Below are 21,701 nucleotides of genomic sequence, written 5' to 3'. Positions count from 1 at the left end.
CGCTGCCGTCAAGATTCCGTCAGGGCCCGCCGGTGGGCGCCGATCGCTCGCCTAACCTTCGTCGTCCGGAACCGAGTTGACGACGACGGTGGGCAGGCGGGCAGGTATGAGTGAGCAGGAACCGTCCGGGGCCGGGGTGTTCGACCCGGACGCGTTCCGTCGCGCGACGACGGAGCTGGTGCCGGTCCGCGACCGGTACTGGGCCGCCGGTGCGCGACGGGCCGCGAGCTGCGCGGTGCTCTTCTCCGCCCTGCTCGCCGGGGCCGACTGGGGGACGGGCGGGCTGACGCCGCTGCGCGCCGGGATCTGGGTGGCGCTGGGCTGGGCGGTCTTCGTGGTCCTCGTGCCGCCGCGGGTGTCGGCGGGCGATGGCTGGCTGGAAGTGCGCGAACCGCTGCGCGGCCGTCGGGTGCGGACCGATCAGCTGGTCACCGTGCGCCGGACGGGTGCGATCGCGGTGCGATTGGTGCTGTACGACGCGCACGGTGGCTGGGTCGCGCTCGACCCTCGGGTGCTGCTCGCCAATCCGCTGCTCTGGCACCGCCTGGACACCGCTGCCCGCCGGTGCGAACGCGCCGGCACCCTGCGGGAGGGCGCCCAGGTGCTGGCGGAGCTGGAGGAGCGGGTGGCGGGCGCCCGGGCCCGCGAGGTGCTGCGGCGGGCCGGGCTGGGGTGAGACCGGGCTGGGGTGAGACCGGGCTGGGGTGAGGCCGGGGGGCGGCGACGTCAAGGGGGTGTCAGGAACCGGCGGTGGGGTGTCAGGGAGCCGTTAAGAGGAACCGAAGGTGAGTCCGGGCTGAGGTCTTATGGATCTGCGATGATCCCCGCTGCTTGACCTACGAATACAAGGCGCTAGGATCATCACACCTGATAAACCAAGGACCCCGATCAAGGGGCTCCACGACTGAGGGAAGTGCAGCACATCATGGCCGAGACCACCCGGGTCATCGTCGGCGTCAGCGGCTCGCGGCGCAGCGCGGCGGTTCTGCAGCGCGCGGCGGCGGAAGCGGCTCGGCGCGGTGCCGAACTCGTGCCGGTGATCGCCTGGACCCCGGTCGGCGGCGAGCCCACCTACCGCGCCCACCCCTGCCCGCCGTTGGCCGCCGCCTGGGAGCGGGCCGCCCGCACCCGGCTGGACCAGGCCTTCGAGGAGGCCTTCGGCGGCTACCCGGCGGGCTTGTCGATCACCCCCGTGGTGATCCGGGGCGAGGCCGGTCCCGCACTGCTCCAGATCGCCGACCGGGCCGATGACCTGCTGGTGGTCGGCAGCGGCCGCCGTGGCCCGCTGCGCCTGCTGCTCGCCACGGTCAGCCGCTACTGCCTGGCCCGCGCCCGCTGCGCCGTGGTCGCCGTCCCGGCCGAGGCCCAGTCGACCCCGGTCCCGCGCCGGGGCGGCGAGCGGCTCGCGATGGCGGCCTGACGCTTGCCCGAGGCCGTGCTCGGCGCCGTGGCCGCCCCGGGGTGTCCGGGACGGCCACGGCTCTCGCTTCGGCTGACCGATCGTCAGCTGACTGTTCGTCAGATGGCGCTGGAGGGGCTGGTTCCCGTGCCCGCCATGCCGAGCAGGGTGTTGAAGGAGCTTACCGGGTTGTAGATGGCCAGGTGGAAATTGGTCGACTGGTAGGCGATCTGGATCCCCCCGGCGTAGGCGGTGACGCTCGGGCTGCTGCTGCCCACCGAGGCGGGGCCGGAGGTGCTGCTGTAGACGCCGAGCCAGTTGATCTGGCCGTTGCTCGCTTCGTAGGCCACCTCGGGGCCGCCGCTCAGCCACGCGACGCTGGGGCTGGTCCCGGCGGCCAGGTGGTAGGTGGGCTCCGGCGTGGGGGCGGAGCTGGAGCCGCCTTCGTACAGGGTGCTGTCAGTGCCCTGGAAGGCGTACAGGTAGCCGTTCGAGGTCTCGGCGGCGATGGAGGGGTTGGTGCCGCCCCGGACGTAGCCGCTGGTGACGCTGTTCCCCGAGGGCCCGGTGAGGCCCAGCTGCCCGGTGTTGGTGACGTAGGCGATCTCGAAGCCGCCGTTGGCGAGGGCGGCGATGCTCGGGGTGGAGCTGCCGGCCATCTGCAGCTGCGTGTCATGGCCGCCGGAGGCGGGCGTGTAGGTCAACAGGTGCCCGGTGGAGGCTTCGAAGGCGACTTCGAGCGTTCCGTCGGCGGCGACGGCCAGGCTCGGACTGCTGCCGCCCGCGAGCGGGAAGCCGGTGTTGTAGGTGTAGTCCGAGCCGATGATGACCAGCGTCTTGTACGCCGTCATGATCGCCTCCTCCCAGCCGCCGTCCGGCAGGATCACCAGGCTCGGGCTGGTGTTGCGCAGGATCGACTGCCCTGTGTAGCCGGAGCCGTTGGGCGTCCAGTTGTAGACCACCTGGTTGCGCGGGATGCCGGCCTGGACGGCGGTGATCTGCTGGCCGGTCACGTCCGCGATGGAGTAGTAGGAGACGCCGAAGTTGGTGTTGGCGCTGAGCGCGGTCGGCTCGGCCGAGCCGCCGGCCGGGTTGTTCAGCGTGACGGCGCTGTCGGCGGCCGACGGTGCGCTGTTGTTCAGCGCCACGCCGGTGAAGCCGTTGTAGCCGAAGTTGGCCAGCGCCGTCCCGCCGCCACTCACCATGACCTCGGCGCTGGCGTCCTGCGCGCCGGCGGCGGTGACGGTGTACGTCTGGGTCCAGTTCTGGGTGTAGTCGCTGAGGACCACCTGGTACTGGCTGTTGGTGTAGGGGATCAGCGCGATGGACGCCGCCATGTTGTCCTCGGGGATCACGCTGCCGAAGGCGACCTTGGTGCCGTCGAGCGAGTAGAAGCCGTAGTAGTGGCCATTGCCGCCGTTGCAGTCGACCTGGGTGCCGACCTGTTCGACGCCAGGGTCGTTCGAGGCGACGCCGTCGAGCCCGACCCAGAGCTGGGCCGCGCCGCCGGAGGTGCAGTCGACGAAGGGTTGGACCCAGGAGGCGCGGGCCTCGGTGATGGACTGGCCGGGGCCGGTCACCTGGTAGCCGGCTCCGATGTTGCTGGTGATCCCGAACGGGCGCACGGTGGGAGCGGGGGTCCGGGTCGGGTGCGTGCCGACCTGGCCGACCTGGCCGACCTGGCCGACCTGGCCGGCCTGGCCGGTCCGGCTTGTGTGGCTGAGTGGGGGCGCGGGCCGGGACGTGGCCGCGGTGGCGGTCGTGGTCCCGGCGAGCAGGGTGCCCAACGCCACCAGAGCGGTGGCGAAGAGACGCAGTGGGCGCACGAGGTACTCCTCGGTCGTGAAGAGCTGCGTTGGGTGGCGCGGGGCCGCGCACACCGCGCCATCCGTACCCTCCCCGTCCACCCGGGAATCTTCACAAGGCTCACTGATTCATCGACAGCTGACGTTAGTTGACGAAGCGTCAGAGATGTTCCCGGTGGAGGTACGGCCCGCCGGGCCGCTCAGGCGAGCAGCCGTAGGCGCTCGCCGGCCACCCGTAGCCGCACGGTCTGCCCCCAACTCAGCCGCAGCGCGTCCGACTCCACGCCGTCGCCGAAGGCGACGAGTTCGTCGGAGTCGACGGTGATCGCCAACTGCTCGGTGGCGGTGAGCAGTCCCTGCGCCCAACTGGTCCCGGTGGCCGGTGAGGGCCAGGCCTCGCGGACGAACCAGCCCACCGCCGGTGCCTGCGGCTCGGGCAGCCGCAGGGTGCTGCGGCGTTCCAGCCAGGCCGAGCGGCACCAGCCGGTGCCGCCGGTGCCGGTGCCGACCAGGACGCCGGAGGACGCCTGCGCCTCCGAGTGGCCGTCGGGGACGGTGAGGCGGTAGCGCGCGGTCTGATGGGTGCGCCGGCCGACGTAGATCTCGTTCAGTGCCAGCAGCCGCTGGTCGTCGTCGGCGACGGCCTCCACCATGGTGCGCTCCTGCAGCTGACCGGCGGCCGGGCCGCGGGCCGCCAGCCGCAGCAACTCGGCGGCGTCCGCGGGGCGGTGGCGGACCAGCACGCCCGGGTTGCGGCCCGGGTCGCTGTCGATGCCGATCACCGGCTGCCCGGACAGGTACTTGGCGACGTTCGCCACCAGGCCGTCCTGGCCGACCGCCACCACGATGTCCTGCGGCCCGAACAGGAAGCGGTCCAGGTCGGCACGCTCCACCCGACTGCGCCGCCAGTCCAGCGGCACCGCGCCCGCCGCCTCGGCCAGCGCGGCGAGGTCCTGGTGGTGGCGTCGCTCGGCCTGGTCCAGCTCGTCCGGTGACCGGCCGCGGCTGGTGAGGAAGAAGGCGGCCTGGCCGCGCGAGCCGTGCTGGGCCAGCAACTCCTGGTACTCGGTGCGCCGGTGCACCAGCACCACCCGCGGGGCGAGCGTCACCGCCGACCGCCGGAACCCGGTGCCAGGCCGAGCTGGGCCAGCAGCCCGGTGAGCACGTCGGGGGTGAGGGTGAGGCTGCCGATCGCCGGCAGGTGCTCGGCCAGCCGGCTCAGCGCCAAGGCCCGCAGCACCTCGGGGGAGACTTGTTGATGGGCCGTCAGCCAGGCCTCCTGCGCAGTCGCCTTGGCCTGGCCGAGGGCCAGTTCGGCGTCGGCCTGCGCGGCGGCCAGCAGTCGGGCGGCCTCCGCCTCGGCGGTCGCGAGCCGGGTGCGGCGGACCGCTTCGGCCTGGGCCCGAACCGCGTCGGCGGCGGCGTGCTGTTCGGCCCCGCGACGGTCGTTGGCGCCCTGCTGGGTGACCAACTCCTCCTCGCGACGGGCGAGTTCGATCTTGCTGGCGAGTTCGTTCTCGGCGATCGCGCGCTCGCGCTCGACGGCCACCGCGCGGCGCTCGTAGGTCGCCCGATCGGCCTCCTGCTGCACCTGCTCGCGAGCCGGGGTGCGCAGCGCGCGCTCCATCTCCGGTTCCGGGCGAAGCGCGGTGACCCGCACCGCGATCACCGCCAGCCCGATCTCGGCGAGTCGCGGCTCGGCCGCCAGCCCCTCACTGATGCGCCGCCGCACCGCGCTGACCCCGTCGACCAGGGCCTGCGCGAGCGGGATGCGCGCGATGAGTTCGAGGGCGTGCTGCTGCGCGGTCTCGGTGAGCAGGCTCGCCAGTTGGTCGAGCGGGTCGGCGCGCCAACTGCCGCTCTCCGGATCGATGCTGAAGTCGAGCCGGGTGGCGGCCACGGCGGGGTCGGTGATCCGGTAGGTGACCGTCGCCTGGACGGCCAGGTCCTGGAACTCGGCGGTCCTGGCGTGGAAGAGCATGGACAACTCCCGGTCGTCAGCCGGGACCTCGGAGATCGCGGCGCTGAGCGGGCGGAACCAGAACGCCAACCCGGCTCCCTCGTGGGCGAGTCGGCCGCCGTGCAGGTGGCGGATGTGGGCGGTGGGGGCGGCGCGCAGGTGCAGCAGGCCGAAGCGCTTGGTGATGTCAGCCATGGGTGAGCCCTTTCTCGTCTGGATGACGATAACCGGCGGGCGTGGTTATCGTCAATGCGACGAGATGGGCACGATGGGTGGGGCGTGGGCGCGATGGGTGGGTCGTGAGGCGTGGGTCGTGGGTCCTGGGTCGCGGGTCGTGGGTCGCGTCAACAGGACTCGCGCAGGGTCTGGGTGCGCAGGGCGGCGATCAGCGGCAGCACGTCGTCACCCTCGGCATCCTGGCTGACGGCGGCGATCGCGCCGATCACCGTGCGGGCGATGTGGCCGGCCGCGACGCTGTCGTCCCCCGCCGTCTCGGCCCACGACTCCAAGGCCTGGCCCAGGACGCCGCTGATCCGGCCCACCACGCTGCGGTCCAACTGGTCCGCCGCGTCCATCGCCTCCTGGGTGGAGAGGCCCTCCTGGCCGCCGACGGCCAGGGTCAGCAAGGCCCGCAGCGTGCGCTCGCCGTAGATCGCGAGCAGCGCCGGCAGCGTCCGCTCGCCCGGACCGCGTTCGCCGAGCACCGCGAGCCCCCGCTCGTCGCGCTGCCAGCCCGCCTCCAACGCGGCCAGCGCCCGGAGGACTTCATCCCGACTCAGCTCGGGGTCTTCATCAGCCATACCCGCACACGCTACGCCCAACGGATGGGCCCGGTGGGCGATCGCCGGGTTCTGTGCTGATCCGCGGGGGCGGCCGCGAGCGGGAGTTGAGCCGCGAGCGGGAACCGAGCGGCGAGCGCGGGTCGAGCCGAGTGCGGGCCGGGGCCGGCGCGCGGGTCCTCAGCCCGCGAGGCGGTGGCCCGTGATCGGGCCACCGCCTCGCCTGGTGTCTCGGGCGCCGCCCCGCGGCGGCTGTCAGAGCAGCTCGGGCGCCTCGTTGCCGACCGCCTCGATCGCCCGGCGGATCGGCACCCGCAGCAGCAGGACGAAGCCGATCGCGAAGAAGATCAGCAGCGAGATGATCGCCACCCGGTAGCTGCCGGTGAGCTGGAAGGCCAGGCCGAAGACCAGCGGACCCATCCAGCTGGTGCCCCGGTCGCTGATCTTGTAGAGGCTGAAGTACTCGGCCTCCCGGCCGGCCGGGATCAGGTGGGAGAAGAGCGAGCGGGAGAGCGCCTGGCTGCCGCCGAGCACCAGGCCGATCGCGGCGGCCAGCGCGTAGAACCAGATCGGCTGGTCGGCCGGCATCACGTAGCCGAAGGCCAGCGTGACCACCCAGGCGACCAGCGAGCCGAGGATGGTCTTCTTGGCGCCGTGGCGCTGCGCGATCCGTCCCAGCAGCAGCGCGCCGCCGATGGCTACGATCTGCACCAGCAGCACACCCGCGATCAGCGTCGTCTGGGACATGTGCAGCTCTTCGCTGCCGAAGAGCGAGGCCTGCGAGATGACGGTCTGGATGCCGTCGTTGTAGCAGAGGAAGGCGGCCAGGAAGAGCAGGGTGAGCGGGAAGCGCCGCATGCCGCGCAGCGTGCCGGCCAGTTCGCGCAGGGTGCCGCCGGCGTGCTCGTCGACCGCCTGCGGGACCGGCGCGGTGGCCGGGCGCCGGGGCAGCCGCCGCATCGGGAAGATGGTGAACGCGGCCCACCAGAGGCCGGCCGACGCGAGGCAGATCCGCACCGCGGTCCCCGAGGAGAGGCCCAGCGCGCCGTGCCCGAGGAAGAGGGCGAGGTTCAGCACCAGCAGCAGCCCGCCGCCCGCGTAGCCGAACGCCCACCCCTTGGAGGAGACCGCGTCCCGCTCGGCCGGCTTGGCCAGCCCCGGCAGGAACGAGTTGGCCAGCGCCGCCGAGACGGCGTAGCAGATGTTGGCCACCACCAGCAGCCCGCCGCCGAGCAGGTAGTGGTCGCCGCCGAGGAAGAACATCGCGACCGTCGCCGCCGCCCCGACGTAGGCGAACGAGCCGAGCAGGGTGCGGTGCCTGCCGGTGCGGTCGGCGGCGGCGCCGGCCAGCAGCATCACCGCGACCGAGAGCAGGACCGAGACCGAGACCGTGTACGGGAAGAACGATCCGGCCCGCACCGGGATGCCGAACGGGTGGACGTCGCCGTGCGCGTCCGCGGCCTTGGTGGCGATGTCGGTCAGGTACGGGCCCAGGAAGACGGTCAGGACGGTCGCGGAGAAGGCCGCGTTGGCCCAGTCGTTGAGGTACCAGCCGCGCTGGATGCGTCGCAGATCGACGGGGGCGGCCGGGTCGGCCGACGCGTCGCGAACAGAATTGGGCAAAACCAGGCTCCGTGCTCGATCAGGACATCGCGTGGGGTGTCACGAGGGAACAGCGATGCGATCCGCCATGATGCCATCGATCATGGGCGGGAAAGAGCACGGATGGGTTCCGGTTTGCTCGGCCGACCCCGCCGACCTGCGAGGGGACCCCGCCGCACGGCGGCCCCCGGGTGGCGGTCGGGTGGCGGTCGGGTGGGTCAGCGGGCCGCCGCGTGGCCGGTGAACAGGTCGAGCAGCCCCTGCGGCGCGGTCGACTCGAAGCAGCGGATCAGGTTGGCCGCGGACTCGGCGGCCGCGGCCTCGCTGCGCGGGAAGAGGGCCCGCTCGTAGCGGGCCGGCGCCGCGGCGAGGTCGTCGGGGTGCGCGGCGATGGCGCCGGCCAGCTCGGCGCCGTCGAGCATGGCGAGATTGGCACCCTCACCCGCGAAGGGTGACATCAGGTGGGCGGCGTCGCCGAGCAGGGTGACGCCGGGAGTGGGGCGCCAGTGGTGGCCGACCGGCAGGGCGTGGATCGGCCGCGGCACCAGGGGACCGTCCGCGTCGGTGATCAGGGCGCGCAGCCGCTCGTCCCAGTCGGCGAAGTGCTCCAGCAGGGCGGACTTCGCGGCCGCGGTGTCGGAGAAGTCCAGGCTCGTGCTCCAGTCCTCCGCGACGCGCAGCGCGGTGTAGACGTGCAGGCTGCCGTCCGGCTCGCGGTGCGCGAGGAAGCCCTTGCCCGCGCCGAGCGCGAAGAACATGCCGCCGCCGATCAGGGCGGCGCTGACCGGGTGGCGGGTGTCGGCGTCGAGCAGGTCCAGCTCGACCAGCGACAGACCGGTGTAGCCGGGCACCGCCGCCGAGAGCAGTGGACGGATCCTCGACCACGCGCCGTCCGCGCCGACCAGCAGATCGGTGGTGAAGACGGTCCCGTCGGCGAGCGCCACCTCGTGCCGGCCGCCGCCCAGCGCGCGGGCGGCGGTGACCTTGGCACCCCAGCGGACGGTGCCCGCGGGCAGCGAGTCGAGCAGCAGTTCGCGCAGCCGCCCGCGGTCGACCTCGGGCCGGCCGCCGTCGCCCTGGTCCGCCTCGTGCAGGCGCAGCACGGCGTGCTGGTCCAGGATCCGCATCTCCTCGCCCCCGGCGTGCACCAGCGAGCGGAACCCCTGGTAGAGGCCGGCGGCCCGCAGCGCGGTCTGCCCGGACTCCTCGTGGATGTCGAGCATGCCGCCCTGCGCGCGGGTGCTGGGCGAGGGGTCGAGCTCGAAGACGGCTGCCTCGATCCCGTGCACGTGCAGGACGCGGGCGAGGACCAGGCCGCCGAGGCCGGCGCCGATCACGGCGATGGGGTGGTGCGCGGCCGTTGTCGCGGTGGTGGTCGTCGCGGTGGCTGCCGTCTCAGTGGCTGTCGTCTCGGCGGTGGTCGTCTCGGTGGGTGTGGTCATCTCAGGTGCTCCTCGGGTGGGTGTCTTCGGGCCGGTCGGGGCGCGGCGTGCACAGGATCCCGCTGATCAGCACCTGGAAGCCCCAGGCGAGCCGGTGCTCACCGCTGCCGGCCAGCAGTTCGGCGCCGAGCGCGGCGATCCGCGGGTGGCGCGTGCCGTCGGCGCCGGTCAGGGCGGCGGCGAGGGCGTCCTGCTCGGCCCGGGCGTCGGCAGCGTCGGCAGTGGCCGCCTGGTCCCGGGTGGCCTGCTCGGCCGCGGTGGCGGTGGCGTGCTGCAGCAGCAGGTCGACCGCCCAGGCGGCGCGCTCGGGCGGGACGCCGCCCTCGTCCAGCAGCGCGAGCAGCGCCTCCAACAGCTCCAGGTAGCACTCCCCGCTGGGCCGGGCCACCAGCGCGGAGCGGGCCAGGCCCGGGTGCTCGAACAGCAGCTCGGTGTACGAGGTGAGCACGGCGGCCAGCCGCTCGCGCCAGTCGCCGGCGGCCCGTGCCGGGCCCAGCTCCACCGCGCCGAGCAGCTCGTCCAGGATCGCGGCGTGCAACTCGGCGGTGTTGCGGACGTAGACGTAGAGCGAGGCCGCGCCGGTGTCCAGCTCCTGGGCGAGCCGCCGCATGGTGACCCGCTCCAGGCCCTCGGCGCGCATCAGCGCCACCGCGGCGGCGACGATGCCGCCGCGGGTGAGGGCGGGCTTCGCGGGCCGCTCGCGGCGGCTGCGGGAGGCGGGGGAGGGCGTTGCTGTCATGCCTCCACGGTAACGAACATGTTCGGCGCGAACAAGTTTCTGACGAACATGTTCGTTCGGCTGGGCCCGGCCGCCGAGCCCCGCCCGTGCGGCACCCGCCGGACAGCTCCTAGCCGGCCGGCGGGAAGTGGCCGAACGGCGGGAGCGTGCGGAACTGCTCGTGCAGCGAGACCGTCGGGGCGAGGCGGTGCAGCCCGGCGCGGACCAGCGTCAGCGGGTGGCCGGGGAAGGACGCGTCCCACTCCGGCAGGTCGGCCACGTGGTAGGGCAGTCCGCCGGTGGCGTCCGGGGCGTAGGGGTGCGGCCTGAAGTAGTGCTCGTGCCCCACCCGCGCGGCGACCATGGACTCGCGCATGCCCGTCGGACCCCGCTCGGGTGCCTGGAGCTTGATCACCGCACTGCAGGTGGCCTTCGGAATCGTGTAGGAGCCGATGAAGACCTGGCCGTGGCCCTGCGGGTGCGGGATCTTGAGGAGTTGGCGCAGCGCGGGCACGGCGTGCACCTCGGCCGCGTCCGCCTCGATCAGGCCCGCGCCGGCGGCCGCCGTGGACCGGGCCAGGGCGGCGCGCAGGTGCGGCAGCGCGTGCAGCGGGGCGGGCAGGTCCGGCACCAGCGGGAAGTAGTGGAGGGAGAGGATGAGCCCCTGGGCGTCGGTCCAGACGGCCTGCTCGCGCTGCTGGAACCCGGTGAGGTCGAGGCCGGTTATCGGAGTCGTCATGAGGCCACATCCTGGCCCATCCGAGCAGTGCTTCTTCAAAGGCACCCTCGCGGACATGACGGCGGGCCGCGCCTCCGTGGACGGGCAGTTGGTGGTGGACGTGGACCGGCAGGCCTACGACCTGACGGTGTACGAGGCGGCGAGCGGCCGGAAGATCGGCACCGTACCGGTCGGCATCGGCACCGAGGCGTCCTGTCCCGCCTCGATGACCGAGACCAACGGCGTCCCCCGGAAGCTCCTGTCGCATCCCACCCTCGCCCAGGAGACCGCGGCACTGCGGCCGTTCACCGGCTGACGGCGGTGCGGAGCGGGACAAGCGGACCGCACGGCACCGAACCGAGGACCGGCACCGAACCGAGGACCGGCACCGAACCGAGGACCGGCACCGAACCGAGGACCGGCACCGAACCGAGGACCGGCGCCTCGCCGGCCGGCGCCCCTTCCCACGCCCGCCGGCGGCTGCCACACTTTCGAGGTGCACATTCGGGGGAATGCGCCGGTTCAACCGGCCGTGGCCATCGCGCCGTTCGCAGCCTGGCCGGTCGCCGGCGTCGCCGCGGCGGTCGCCACGTTGCTGGGGCTGCTCTCGGGGCGCTACGGCTACCACCGCGACGAGTTGTACTTCCTGCTCGCCGGGCAGCACCCGGCGCTCGGCTACACCGACCAGCCGCCACTCACACCGCTGGTCGCGAGGGCGTCGGTGGCGCTGTTCGGCGACAGCCCGACCGGGCTGCGCGTGGTTCCCGCGCTGCTGAGCGCCGTGACCGTCGCCCTGGTGGCTTTGCTGGCCCGGGAGTTGGGGGCGGCGGCGCGCGGGCAACTGCTCGCGGCCTGCTGCGCGGCGTGCTCGGCGGCCGTGCTGGCCGTGGGGCACCTGCTGTCCACCACCACGTTCGACCTGTTCGCCTGGCTGGTCGTCTGCCTGCTGGTCCTGCGCCTGCTGCGGACCGGGGACGGCCGATGGTGGACGGCCATCGGAGCGGCCACCGGGATCGCGCTGCTGAACAAGGACCTGGTCCTGCTGCTCGCCGCCGCCCTCGTCCCCGCCGTCCTGGCGCTGGGGCCCCGGCGGGCGCTGCGCGGCTGGTGGCCGGCGGCCGGGCTGCTGGCCGCGGTGGCGCTCGCGCTGCCGAACCTGTACTGGCAGGCCGCCCACGGCTGGCCCGAACTGACGGTGGCCGGTGGCATCAGCGGCAAGGACGGGCCGCACAACCGGCTGCTCTTCGTGCCGATGCAGCTCCTCTACCTCTCACCCGTGCTGGTACCGGTCTGGGTCGCCGGGATCCGGCGGCTGCTGACCGAACCGGCCCTGCGCTGGGCCCGGGCCTTCGCCCTCGCCTATCCGCTGCTCTGCGTCCTGGTCCTGGCCACCGGCGGCAAGCCCTACTACGCGCTCCCGCTGCTGCTCGTGCTCACCGCGGCGGGCTGCGAACCGCTGGCGCGGCGCGTCGCGGCGCCAGGCCGGCGGCGGACCGGGTTGGCGGCCTGGCTGGCCTTCGGCGCCGCGCTGAACATCGTGATCACCCTCCCGGTGCTGCCCCCGCGCCTGCTTCCGGCGGTCAACTGGATCTACCCGGAGCAGGGAGAGCAGGTCGGCTGGCCCGAACTGGCCGCGGCGGCCGCCGAGGGCTGGGCCGCCGTCCCGCCCGACCGCCGGGCCCGGGCGGTGGTCTTCGCCGCGAACTACGGCGAGGCGGGCGCGCTGGCCCGCTACGGCCCGCGCTACGGCCTGCCCGCCCCGTACTCCGGCCACATGAGCCTTGCCGACTGGGGACCGCCGCCGGACACCGCCAACGGCCCGGTGCTGCTGATCCACCCGGACGGATACGCCGATGTGGAGAAGGAGTTCACCGACTGCCACGTCGTCGCACGGGTGGACAACGGCCAGGCCGTGCCCAACCAGGAGCAGCACGCGCCCGTCCTGCTCTGCTCCGGCACCACCGCTCCGTGGTCCGCCCTCTGGCCCGAACTGCGCCACTTCTACTGATCGCCCAGGCGCTCCTGGCGACGCAGGCTTTCCCGAGCACCCGGATCCTGCTGAGAGCCCGGCCGGCGGCGCGGGTCGTGCTCCTCGTGCGCGCGAGTGCCCCGGGCCGGGTCGGCGGCCCAGGCGAGCGAGTACCAGGAGAGCGCGGCCAGCACCACGGCGCTCGGCAGTTCGGCGAAGTAGGCCAGGAGTTGGGCCAGTTCGTAGGCGGAGCCGCGGTGGGCGGACCACAGGTCGAAGAAGGCGTCCAGGCCGAGCAGGACCGCGGTGGCCGAGGCCACCGGGCTGGTGGCGCGGTGCCGCCGACGGACCAGGGCGGCCAGCAGGAAGAGCGCCGACACCTCCATCACGTCCAGCCAGACCCAGGAGTTGGAGAGGTTGCGGGCGCCGAAGTGGCCCCGCACGTCCATCGCGAGCACGACGATCCACGGCATCAGCAGGAAGCCGGCCGCGCTGAACGCGATCGGCAGCGCGCGCCGCAGCGCCGGCCCATGGGCGGCCACGGTCCTTCGAAGATCAAACACCTGGCGATGGTATCCGCCGCCGCACCGGGGAGTCCTCCGGCGAGTGCGGCCGGCCGTGGGGCGACCAGTGCCGCCGGCCGCACCCGCCGACCTGCTCAGCGCACCCGCGGGGCGGGCGTCAGAAGGCGAAGACCCGCCCGGTCGCGCGGTGCAACGAGCACTCGTTGGTGAACGTCTGCTGGTACACGATGGGTTGACCGTTCCAGAAGCCGTCGGCGGTGGCGGTGACCGGCAGGTAGAGCTCGGGGCAGAAGGTCCGGGACGGCGGCAGCGCGCCGAGGTCGCCCTGGGCGACCAGCAGATCCGCGCAGGCCGCGACGGCGTCGGGGTGGTCCCCGGCCGGCTGCGCGTCGCCGCACGCCAGGGTCACCGTGCGCTCGGTGGTGGTGGCGTTCGGGCCGGTCGGCGCCACGGTGAGGATCAGCAGAGCGGGGCCGGTGGCGCCGATCGCGGTGCTTGTGCCTGTGCCTGTGCCGGTGGCGGTGGCGGTGGCGGTGACGCTGACCGTGCTGCCGGGGGCGGGTGCGTCGGCGGCGGCGCTGCCGGCTGCCGAGGCCGCCAGGATCGCGGCGGTGGTGGCGCCGAGGGCCGCGGTGAGGACACGACGAGTACGCATATCGAACTCCTTTGGTCGACTGTCCGGACGGACTCGGCAGTATCACCACAGGAACTTGTCATGGACGCAATCGAACGGCGCTGGACAGCCACCGCGGTCCGCCGCTCCGGTGGCCGGGAGTCGCCGTCGCCCGGCCCTCGCCCGGCTCCCACGCGGCCATCCCCGCCTCACCGGCCCCACCGGCCGCCGCCGCGCCGACCGGGCCGGCCGGGTCGGCCCGGCGAGTCGGCCACCGGCGAACGGCCGAGATGGCCACCATGTGTCGAGCTCCGGTGCACCCCGAGTGACGGGCGGGCGGTCACCGGCCGGCAACGGGAGCGGCCGGCCACCGCGCGAGACCGTGGGGGGACTCGCGCGGTGGCCGGCCGGTGGGGGTCGGGCGGTGGGGGTCGGGCGATCTGCGGTGCGGTGCGATCAGCGGCGGTGACCAGCGGCCCGGATCAGCGGCGGTGACCAGCGGTGGTGATCAGCGGTGGTGATCAGTGGTGGTGATCAGCCGGAGAAGGCCGCGGTGCCGTTGGGCGTGCCCAGGCCCGTGGGGCCGTCGTAGCCCGGCCCCGCGGTGCACAGGTAGGAGCCGCAGTCGCCGTTGGAGCCGCTGGTGACGTCGTTCAGCGCGGACGGGTCGGCAGCGTACGCGTCGGCCGCCGGGGTGGTGTTCGCGCCCGGGGCGCCGGCCAGCGCGTAGACGCTCGCGATGATCGGGGAGGAGGCGCTGGTGCCGCCGTAGACCTGCCAGCCCGAGGCGCCGTAGGTGTCGTACACGGCCACGCCGGTGGCCGGGTCGGCGACCGCCGAGACGTCGGCCACCGTCCGGTTGCCGCAGCCGCTGTCGGTCTGCCAGCTGGGCTTGGCCTCGTAGGCCGAGCAGCCCGAACCGGTGCCCTCGGAGGCACTGGTGCCCCAGACCGACTCGCTCCAGCCGCGGGCGCTGGAGTCCTGGGTCAGCGAGGTGCCGCCGACGGCCGTCACGTACGGCGAGGCCGCCGGGTACTCGACGCCGTAGGCGCTGTCGCCCGCCGAGGCGGTGATCGCGACGCCCGGGTGGTCGTAGTACGAGCTGTCGGCCGACACCTCGTCCGCCGACTCCGAGCCGCCGTAGCTGTTGGAGACGAACTTGGCGCCCAGCGCCACCGCCTGGTTCACGGCGGTGCCGAGGTCCTCGGTGCTGGCGGAGTTCGCCTCGACCAGCAGGATGTTGCAGTTCGGGCAGGTGGCGCTGACCATGTCCAGGTCGAGCGAGATCTCCCCGGCCCAACCGGAGTCGGGGGAGGGGTAGTTGGTACCGCCGTTCTCGTCCACCTTGCTGAAGCACCCGTTGTCGGAGCCGCAGGCGGGCAGGCCGAACTGGCTGCGGTAGGCGGCCAGGTCGGCCTCGGCGTTGGGGTCGTCCTGGGCGTCGACGATCGCCACCGTCTCACCGGCGCCGTTGGCGGCGGCGGGCGAGGCGAGGTTGTAGGCGCTCTGGATGTCGGCCGGACCGTAGCCGGAGACGGAGCCGTCGGCCCGCCCGGCGGCGGAGCGGGGGGCCGCCGCCGGGTGCGCGAGCCGGGTCCTGACGGTGGTTCCGCCGGTGACCCGCAGCGCGTTGCAGGCGAGGTATCCGGCGTGCTGCGGAACCGCGCAGGAGCGGGTGAACGTCACCTTGTGGTGAGCGCTGCCGACCGCCGCGGTCGCGGTCTGGGTGCCGAGGCCGAGCCCGGCGATCGCCAGACCCGTCGCGGCGGTGAGGGCCAGCGTGGTACGCCGGGCCTTCGGGTTCATGGGGGTACGCAAAGACGTGCTCCTCCGTGCTGTGCACGACGTGGGGGAGGCCGTGCGGGCGTGGGGTGCCCTCGGGCCGGCCGCGCTCGGCCGCCGACGGTGTGCTGGCGTCGGGGCCGGTCGACTGAGCGGCTGGGCATGAGAGTAGGTCTGCATGCCCATGACAACAATGGCTCTCTCAGGAAACGCACAGAATCCACGCAGTCGGCCTGCGACCTGCGGCGCTGTGTGGATGCGGTGGGCGGACGGTGCTCCGAGGGTGATCCGACGGTGGTCCGACGGCACCGCGAGCCCGCGCCCGCGCCCGAGGCTGGGGCAGGGGCAGGGGCTGGGGCTGGGGCTGGTGCGGAGTCAGCTCGGCGGGCCGGCGGCCTGCGCCGCACGCGTCATCGTCGAGCGCGGCCCGCACCCCGGATGCCGGGTGGCCCCGAGCGCCCTAGCCTCGAAAGGAGTGCTCATCCGCTGGACCGGGAGGCGTCGTGTTCCAGATCATTTGGATCCTCATCATCGGCCTCGTGCTCGGCCTGCTCGCGCGATTGATCCTCCGCGGCCCGCAGGCGATCCCCCTCTGGCTGACCATGCTGCTCGGTGCGGCAGGTGCCTTGCTGGGCAACGCGGTGGCCGGCTGGATCGGCGTCCGGCACACGTCCGGCATCGACTGGATCCGCCACATCCTGCAACTCGCCTTCGCGGTGGGACTGATCGCCCTGGTCAGCCCGGCCTGGTCGCGGCGCAAGGTCAACCGGTAGTGGCCGCGGTCGTCCCGCCGGCGGTGGCGGGACGGCTCACTCGTAGACGGATCAGCCGCCAGCGGCGCACGCCAATAACCCACGGCCGGCTCGCCGCGCTCAGCTCGCCCCGCTCAGCCGCCCAGGATGATCCGCTCGGGGTTGAAGAGGTTGATCAGGTCGGCGATGGCCGCGCCGAGGTACTCGGTGGTCTCCCCGAGCACCGCCTCGGTGCCGACGTAGGCCTCCAGGCAGCCGCGGGCCCCAACGGTACTGGAGCTTCGGTGAGTTCCAGCTTCGGCGGTCCGAGCGACGTGGTCTCCTACCCCTGATCCCCGCGACTGCGGGGCCGTCCCGCGAACCGCTGCCTGAACCGCTGCGTGAAACCGCTGCGTCAACTTGACCCGGCCCCTCAGGGCCGGGTCAAGTTGACTGCCGGGCGGCTCTGCCCAGGATGTCGGCGACGCGGTCGAGGACGGCGGTCGGCGGGGTGAACGGCAGGCGTAGGTACTGCGTCAGCGTGGTGTCGGCGGCGAAACGGGAGCCGGGGGTGATTTCGAGTCCGTCGGCTCGGGCTCGGGCCGCCAGTTCGTCCGCACGATCAGTGGTCAGCCGCAGCCACAGTGCCAGTCCTCCGTCCGGGATCGTGAACCGCCACCGGTTGTCACCCATCAGCAGGCCGCTGAGATGGTCGCGTCGGCGCCGAAGGTCCGCCCGGCGCTGTCGAAGCAACTCATCGCCGTCGCTGAGTAGTTCGACGGCGACGAGTTGCTGGACAGGTGCCGCGGACAGCGGGCCGCTCAGCGGGTCGCGGCAAAGCTCGGCGATCACGGCCGAGGGCCCGCGGATCCATCCCACGCGCAGCCCGCCCCACACCGTCTTGCTGGTCGAGCCGATCAGCAGCGCGCCCTCGATCCGGGGCGCGGGGACCGGCTCTTCGCGCAGGTCGAGGTCGCGCACGGTCTCGTCGACCACGAGCGTGAGACGGTGCCGCGCGGCCAGGTCGGCGACGGTCCGCCGGGTGGCGCTCTCCATGAGAGCGCCGGTCGGGTTCTGGAAGTCCGGTGTCAGGTAGGCCAGACCGCCTCGCGCGGCGTGGAAGGCGGCTGCGATCTGATCGGTGTCCCAGCCCTCCGAGGTGACCCTGAATCCGCTCAGCCGGGTCGAGGCGCCGCGCAGCAGGCCGAGGGCCTCGAAGTAGGTGGGGACCTCGACCGCTGCCGCGCGCGGTCGCAGATGCGCGCACAGCAGGGCGAGGGCCGAGCGGGCTCCGGAGGTGACGAGGACCTGCTCCGGCCGAGTGGCGAGTCCGTCCTCGGTGTAGCGCTGGGCGATCAGGGCTCGTAGTTCGGGCAGTCCCGGCCCGGGGATCCCCTCCTGTGCCAGGAGAACGCCTGAGCGCCCGATCGCGCGCGTCATCGCGGCCTGGTAGGCGGCGTGCGGCGCGGCGGGCACGGCGCGTCGCAGATCGATGACCCCGATCTCCCCGGTCGCGGATCGGGGTGCCAGGCGCTCGGCCGCGACGGGAGCGAGCCGCAACGTGCTCGCACTTCCTTGCCGTGTGTGCACCCAGCCCTCGTCCCGGAGAACTGTCAGCGCGGCGATCACCGTGCCGCGGCTGATGCCGAGGACGGCAGCGAGGCGGCGCTCGGCGGGCAGCGCGCCGCCGGTCCGCAGCCGGCCGTCCAGGACGCCTTCCCGTACTGCCGAGGCGAGTGCCGCGATCAGCGGGATCCCAGGCGTGCGCCATCCGCTCAGCGCCTCGGCCAGCTGGCTCTCCGTGATTCGCACTGGACCACTTTCTCATGATTGGACCAGGCGGCCAGGTCGGATGGCACGTAGCTTCGGCCTCCGGCGCGCCGGCCGGCTTCAGCGAGACGGGCGCCGACAGCACACCCGACCACGGAAAGTCAGATGGCCAAGACACGCCCACCCATGCCGCCCATCACCTTCGTCCCGCTCGGCGAGCGTCCGCTGCGGCGTCTCCCCCAGCTGTTCACCGGCCTCGCCCTGTACGGATTCAGTCTCTCGGTCACGGTCCGGGCCTCGCTGGGCGTCAACCCGTGGAGCGTCCTGAACGAAGGCCTGGAGAACCACATCCCCCTCAGCTTCGGCACGATCAGCGCTGCCGTGGGCATCCTCGTGCTGCTGCTGTGGATCCCCCTGAAGCAGAGGCCGAAGCTGGGCACCTTCGCCAACATCATCGTCCTCGCGTTCACCTCCGACCTCGGCCTCCTCCTCCTGCCCCAGCACCTCGGCCTCCCGGCCCGCGTCGGTCTGCTCGCCGGAGGCATCGTCCTCAACGGCCTGTCGGTCGCGGTCTACGTCGGCGCACGCCTGGGACCCGGCCCCCGGGACGGGTTGATGACCGGCACCTCCGCCCTGACCGGGCGCTCCATCCGGCTCGTCCGCACCCTGATCGAGATCGCCGTGCTCGCCGCGGGTTGGCTGCTCGGCGGGGGTGTGGGCGTCGGCACCGTGATGTACTCGCTCGCGATCGGCCCGATAGCCCAGTTCTTCATACCCTGGTTCGCCTACAGGAGTGCCGCCGAGCTCGATGACGCCGCCGACGCGGCCGGGCGAACCCCCGAGGACTGCGATTCCGTGGTGCTGGGATGCACGCACTACCCCCTGATGGCGCCGGAGATCCTGCGGAGCCTGCCCGCCGGAACCACCCTGTACGACAGCGCGGAGGCGGTCGCCCGCCAGACACTGCGGCGATTGGACCGAACCGGGAACTCGCACAGCGCCATGGGCTCCGTCGACGTTATGGTCAGCGGTCGCCGCGGAAACCTCCCACCAGGCGCCCACGCCTACCCGGTGGGCCGCGCGCTGGCCACCGCGGCGCGGGTGCCCCGCGAGATTCTCATCTACGCCACGACCCGCTCCCCGTTGGCCGCACCGCTGGCCGCACCGGCGGTCTGACCGGCGGTCTGACCGAGCCACGGATCCCCGGCACCTCCTCGGACGGGCGCACAGCCACTCCGTTCGCGGCAGGGGCCCGCGGCTGTCCGCGCGGCCGCTAAATCGCTTCCGACGCGGCGTCAGCATCCCTACAGTGGTGCGCAGAACACGCGCCGCCCGACCGATCGGCGGCGCGCCCGAGACGAGAAGGGGGGCCTGGCCGTGCGTGACCGTATCGCCGTTGCCGCCCCCGCCTCGCTCTCCGAGGTGATTCTGGTGTCCTCGATCCTCCGGTGCCCGCCGCGCGGCCGGTACCGGATGCCCGAGACGAACGCCTGACCCTGCCCGCCCCGCCCGTCGTCGCCGAACCGCGGCCCGGGCAGTGGCCGGCCGAGGTCCACGCCCGGCCCGCACGAGGGTCGTACCGTCCGGGAATCGCGCAGCCCCGCTCCCGCACACCATGAAAGGCCAAGGGCCGTGCGCACCACCACCTCACAGGACCGCCAGTCCGTCAACCCGCTCGCCGCCGTCCGCAACCTGGGCATCCTCGCCCACGTCGACGCCGGCAAGACCACGGTCACCGAGCGGATCCTCTTCCTGGCCGGCAGCACCCACAAGCGCGGCGAGGTCCACGAGGGCACCACCGTCACCGACTTCGACCCGCAGGAGCGCGAGCGCGGGATCACCATCTTCGCCGCGGCGGTCAGCTGCGACTGGGCCGGCCACCGGATCAACCTCATCGACACGCCCGGCCACGTCGACTTCGCCGACGAGGTGGAGCGCTCGCTGCGGGTGCTGGACGGCGCGGTCGCGGTCTTCGACGCCGTCGCCGGGGTCGAGCCGCAGAGCGAGTCGGTCTGGCGGCAGGCGGACCGGCACGGCGTGCCGAGGCTCGCCTTCGTCAACAAGCTGGATCGCACCGGCGCCGATCTCGACACGGCGGTCGCCTCGATCCGCGAGCGGCTGGGCACCGTCCCGCTGGTGGTGCAGCTGCCGATCGGTCAGGAGGAGGGCTTCACCGGCGTGGTGGACCTGGTCCGGCCGCGCGCCCTGCGCTGGCCGGGCGGCCAGGGCACGCTGACCGAGGGCCCGGTGCCCGAGGAGCTGCGGGCCGAGGCCGAGCTGCGCCGGCGGCTGCTGGTGGAGGCGGTCTCCGAGCTGGACCCGGTGGCGCTGGAGGAGTTCTGCGCCACCGGGACGCTCACCGGGGACACCCTCGCCGCCGCGCTGCGCGAGGTCACCCGAACCGGCGCGGGCGTGGTGGTGCTCTGCGGCTCCGCGTACCGCAACCGGGGGATCGAGCCGCTGCTCGACGCCGTGGTGGACTACCTGCCCTCGCCGCTCGACGTCCCGCCGGTGCGCGGCACGTCGGTGCGCGGCACGTCGGTGGGCGGGCCGGTGGCGGTGGCGATGGCGGCGGAGGTGTGTGAGCGGCCGGCCGACCCGGCGGCGCCGTTCGCCGCGCTGGTCTTCAAGGTCCAGGCGGCCCCGACCGGGCGGCTGACCGTCCTGCGGGTCTACTCCGGCACGGTGCGCAAGGGAGAGGTGGTGGTGGACGTGGCAGCGGGGCGCACCGAGCGGATCGCGCGGATCCTGCGGGTGCAGGCCGACCGCCACTTCGAGGTGGAGCGGGCGGTGGCCGGCGACATCGTCGCGGTGGTCGGACCCAAGGCCGCCCGGGCCGGCGCCACTCTCTGCGCGCCCTCGGCACCACTGCTGCTGGAGCCGCCGACAGTGGCCGACCCGGTCGTCTCGGTGGCCGTCGAGGCCCGCCGGAGCACCGACACCGAGCGGCTGGTGGCGGCGCTCGCCCGACTGGCCGAGGAGGACCCCTCGCTGGTGGTGCGCGGCGACGCCGAGACCGGGCAGACCCTGCTGTCGGGGATGGGCGAGCTGCACCTGGAGGTCGCGGTGGAGAAGATCCGCCGGGCGCAGGGGCTGGAGGTGACTGTCGGGCGGCCGCAGGTGGCCTACCGGGAGACACCCACCCGCCCGGTCACCGGCCTGGTGTACCGGCACGTCAAACAGGACGGCGGCGCCGGTCAGTTCGCCCAGGTGGTGCTCGACGTGGCACCGCTGGTGCCCGGCGAGGGCGGGGCGGCGGAGTTCGTCTTCGGCTCTGCCGTCATCGGCGGCCGGGTGCCGCAGGAGTACGTGCGCGCCGTGGCGGCGGGCTGCCGGGACGCTCTGCTCGACGGCCCGCTCGGCGGCCATCCGGTGACCGGGGTGCGGGTGACCCTGACCGACGGGGCGACCCACGTCAAGGACTCCTCGGAGCAGGCGTTCCGCACGGCAGGCCGCCTGGCGCTGCGCGAGGCGCTGCGGGCGGGCGCGATGGTGCTGCTCGAACCGATGACCGAGGTCACGGTCACCGTGCCCGAGGACGCGGTGGGCGGTGTGCTCGGCGACCTGGCCGCCCGGCGCGCCCGGATCACCGGGCAGACCTCGCGGGGCGGCACGGCGCAGGTCACCGCCGTGGTGCCGCTGGCCGAGCTGTTCGGGTACGCGACCCGGCTGCGCGGCCGCACCCAGGGCCGGGGCACCTTCACCGGCCGGCCCGCCGGCTACGCCCCGGTGCCGAGCGGGTCGGCCGTGGCCGCTCGCGCCCGCTAGCGGGGGCGGGGGCGGATGCGGGGCGCGGGCACACGGGGGCCCGCGCCCCGCACCCGGTGGGAGGGCCTGCGGGCCCCGCAACCGGCGGCGGGGCCGACCTCTGGCCCCGTCGCCGGGCGAC

At 73.7% G+C, this 21,701-nt stretch carries 19 protein-coding genes and 1 pseudogene; 7 read left to right on the top strand and 13 right to left on the bottom strand.

What is annotated here, in order from left to right; all coding sequences use genetic code 11:
• The first annotated feature begins 106 nt into the window (after positions 1-106).
• Together OG455_RS01195 and OG455_RS01190 are read left to right on the top strand one after the other, a co-directional pair.
• Positions 107-676 carry a hypothetical protein gene (locus tag OG455_RS01195; RefSeq protein WP_266289186.1) on the top strand — a complete coding sequence of 190 codons (570 nt, stop codon included), beginning with the start codon at positions 107-109 and terminating at the stop codon, positions 674-676.
• A gap of 249 nt (positions 677-925) precedes the next feature.
• Positions 926-1,420, top strand: a complete 495-nt coding sequence (locus OG455_RS01190; RefSeq protein WP_266289184.1) for a universal stress protein — start codon at positions 926-928, stop codon at positions 1,418-1,420.
• A gap of 98 nt (positions 1,421-1,518) precedes the next feature.
• On the opposite strand, the gene OG455_RS01185 is transcribed toward OG455_RS01190, so the two are convergent.
• From OG455_RS01185 to OG455_RS01150, 8 genes are all read right to left on the bottom strand, one after another.
• Positions 1,519-3,225, bottom strand: a complete 1,707-nt coding sequence (locus OG455_RS01185; protein WP_266289182.1) for a hypothetical protein — start codon at positions 3,223-3,225, stop codon at positions 1,519-1,521.
• A gap of 179 nt (positions 3,226-3,404) precedes the next feature.
• On the bottom strand, positions 3,405-4,313 hold the full coding sequence (locus OG455_RS01180) for a hypothetical protein (protein ID WP_266289180.1): 909 nt from the start codon (positions 4,311-4,313) through the stop codon (positions 3,405-3,407).
• Complete coding sequence (locus OG455_RS01175) at positions 4,310-5,359, bottom strand: SPFH domain-containing protein (protein ID WP_266289178.1); 1,050 nt, start codon at positions 5,357-5,359, stop codon at positions 4,310-4,312. The genes OG455_RS01180 and OG455_RS01175 overlap by 4 nt, the downstream gene beginning before the upstream one ends.
• A gap of 149 nt (positions 5,360-5,508) precedes the next feature.
• Positions 5,509-5,964 (bottom strand): hypothetical protein, encoded by a 456-nt coding sequence (locus OG455_RS01170; protein WP_266289176.1) that lies wholly within the window; start codon positions 5,962-5,964, stop codon positions 5,509-5,511.
• 234 nt (positions 5,965-6,198) lie between these two features.
• Entirely contained in the window at positions 6,199-7,572 is a 1,374-nt protein-coding gene (locus OG455_RS01165) for an MFS transporter (protein WP_266300620.1), read from the bottom strand.
• 191 nt (positions 7,573-7,763) lie between these two features.
• Entirely contained in the window at positions 7,764-8,987 is a 1,224-nt protein-coding gene (locus tag OG455_RS01160) for an NAD(P)/FAD-dependent oxidoreductase (protein WP_266289174.1), read from the bottom strand.
• Between the two features lies 1 nt (position 8,988).
• A complete protein-coding gene (locus OG455_RS01155; protein ID WP_266289172.1) occupies positions 8,989-9,726 on the bottom strand; it encodes a TetR/AcrR family transcriptional regulator in 738 nt (245 codons plus the stop codon).
• 109 nt (positions 9,727-9,835) lie between these two features.
• Positions 9,836-10,444, bottom strand: a complete 609-nt coding sequence (locus OG455_RS01150) for a hypothetical protein (protein ID WP_266289170.1) — start codon at positions 10,442-10,444, stop codon at positions 9,836-9,838.
• Positions 10,445-10,499: 55 nt separating this feature from the next.
• Here OG455_RS01150 and OG455_RS01145 point away from each other — a divergent pair, with 55 nt between their 5' ends.
• Both OG455_RS01145 and OG455_RS01140 read left to right on the top strand, forming a co-directional pair.
• Positions 10,500-10,739, top strand: coding sequence for a hypothetical protein (locus tag OG455_RS01145; protein ID WP_266289168.1), 240 nt, complete (start codon positions 10,500-10,502; stop codon positions 10,737-10,739).
• A 216-nt stretch (positions 10,740-10,955) separates the two neighbouring features.
• Positions 10,956-12,431, top strand: coding sequence for a glycosyltransferase family 39 protein (locus OG455_RS01140; RefSeq protein WP_266289166.1), 1,476 nt, complete (start codon positions 10,956-10,958; stop codon positions 12,429-12,431).
• Here the strand turns inward: OG455_RS01140 and OG455_RS01135 are convergent.
• The 3 genes from OG455_RS01135 to OG455_RS01125 form a co-directional block, all read right to left on the bottom strand.
• Positions 12,425-12,955, bottom strand: a complete 531-nt coding sequence (locus OG455_RS01135; protein WP_266289164.1) for a hypothetical protein — start codon at positions 12,953-12,955, stop codon at positions 12,425-12,427. The genes OG455_RS01140 and OG455_RS01135 overlap by 7 nt on opposite strands.
• A 118-nt stretch (positions 12,956-13,073) precedes the next feature.
• Complete coding sequence (locus OG455_RS01130) at positions 13,074-13,571, bottom strand: SSI family serine proteinase inhibitor (protein ID WP_266289162.1); 498 nt, start codon at positions 13,569-13,571, stop codon at positions 13,074-13,076.
• 492 nt (positions 13,572-14,063) lie between these two features.
• The gene (locus tag OG455_RS01125) at positions 14,064-15,347 is read right to left on the bottom strand and encodes a S53 family peptidase (protein WP_266289160.1); all 1,284 of its coding nucleotides are present in this window, start codon (positions 15,345-15,347) and stop codon (positions 14,064-14,066) included.
• A 467-nt stretch (positions 15,348-15,814) separates the two neighbouring features.
• On the opposite strand from OG455_RS01125, the gene OG455_RS01120 reads away from it, so the two are divergent.
• Positions 15,815-16,084 (top strand): GlsB/YeaQ/YmgE family stress response membrane protein, encoded by a 270-nt coding sequence (locus OG455_RS01120; protein ID WP_266289158.1) that lies wholly within the window; start codon positions 15,815-15,817, stop codon positions 16,082-16,084.
• Between the two features lie 116 nt (positions 16,085-16,200).
• Here the strand turns inward: OG455_RS01120 and OG455_RS01115 are convergent.
• A pseudogene (locus OG455_RS01115) lies at positions 16,201-16,290 on the bottom strand (ROK family protein); the annotation flags it as partial.
• Between the two features lie 196 nt (positions 16,291-16,486).
• Positions 16,487-17,854 (bottom strand): PLP-dependent aminotransferase family protein, encoded by a 1,368-nt coding sequence (locus tag OG455_RS01110; RefSeq protein ID WP_266289156.1) that lies wholly within the window; start codon positions 17,852-17,854, stop codon positions 16,487-16,489.
• Positions 17,855-17,998: 144 nt separating this feature from the next.
• Between OG455_RS01110 and OG455_RS01105 the strand changes: the two genes are divergently transcribed.
• Positions 17,999-18,988, top strand: a complete 990-nt coding sequence (locus tag OG455_RS01105) for a hypothetical protein (RefSeq protein ID WP_266289155.1) — start codon at positions 17,999-18,001, stop codon at positions 18,986-18,988.
• A gap of 456 nt (positions 18,989-19,444) precedes the next feature.
• A complete protein-coding gene (fusA, locus tag OG455_RS01100; RefSeq protein ID WP_266289154.1) occupies positions 19,445-21,580 on the top strand; it encodes an elongation factor G in 2,136 nt (711 codons plus the stop codon).
• The last annotated feature ends 121 nt before the right edge of the window (positions 21,581-21,701 follow it).

This window comes from Kitasatospora sp. NBC_01287, from assembly GCF_026340565.1.
GTDB lineage: Bacteria > Actinomycetota > Actinomycetes > Streptomycetales > Streptomycetaceae > Kitasatospora.
Note: the sequence above shows the minus strand (reverse complement) of the source record. Positions and strands in the feature narration are given on the sequence as shown.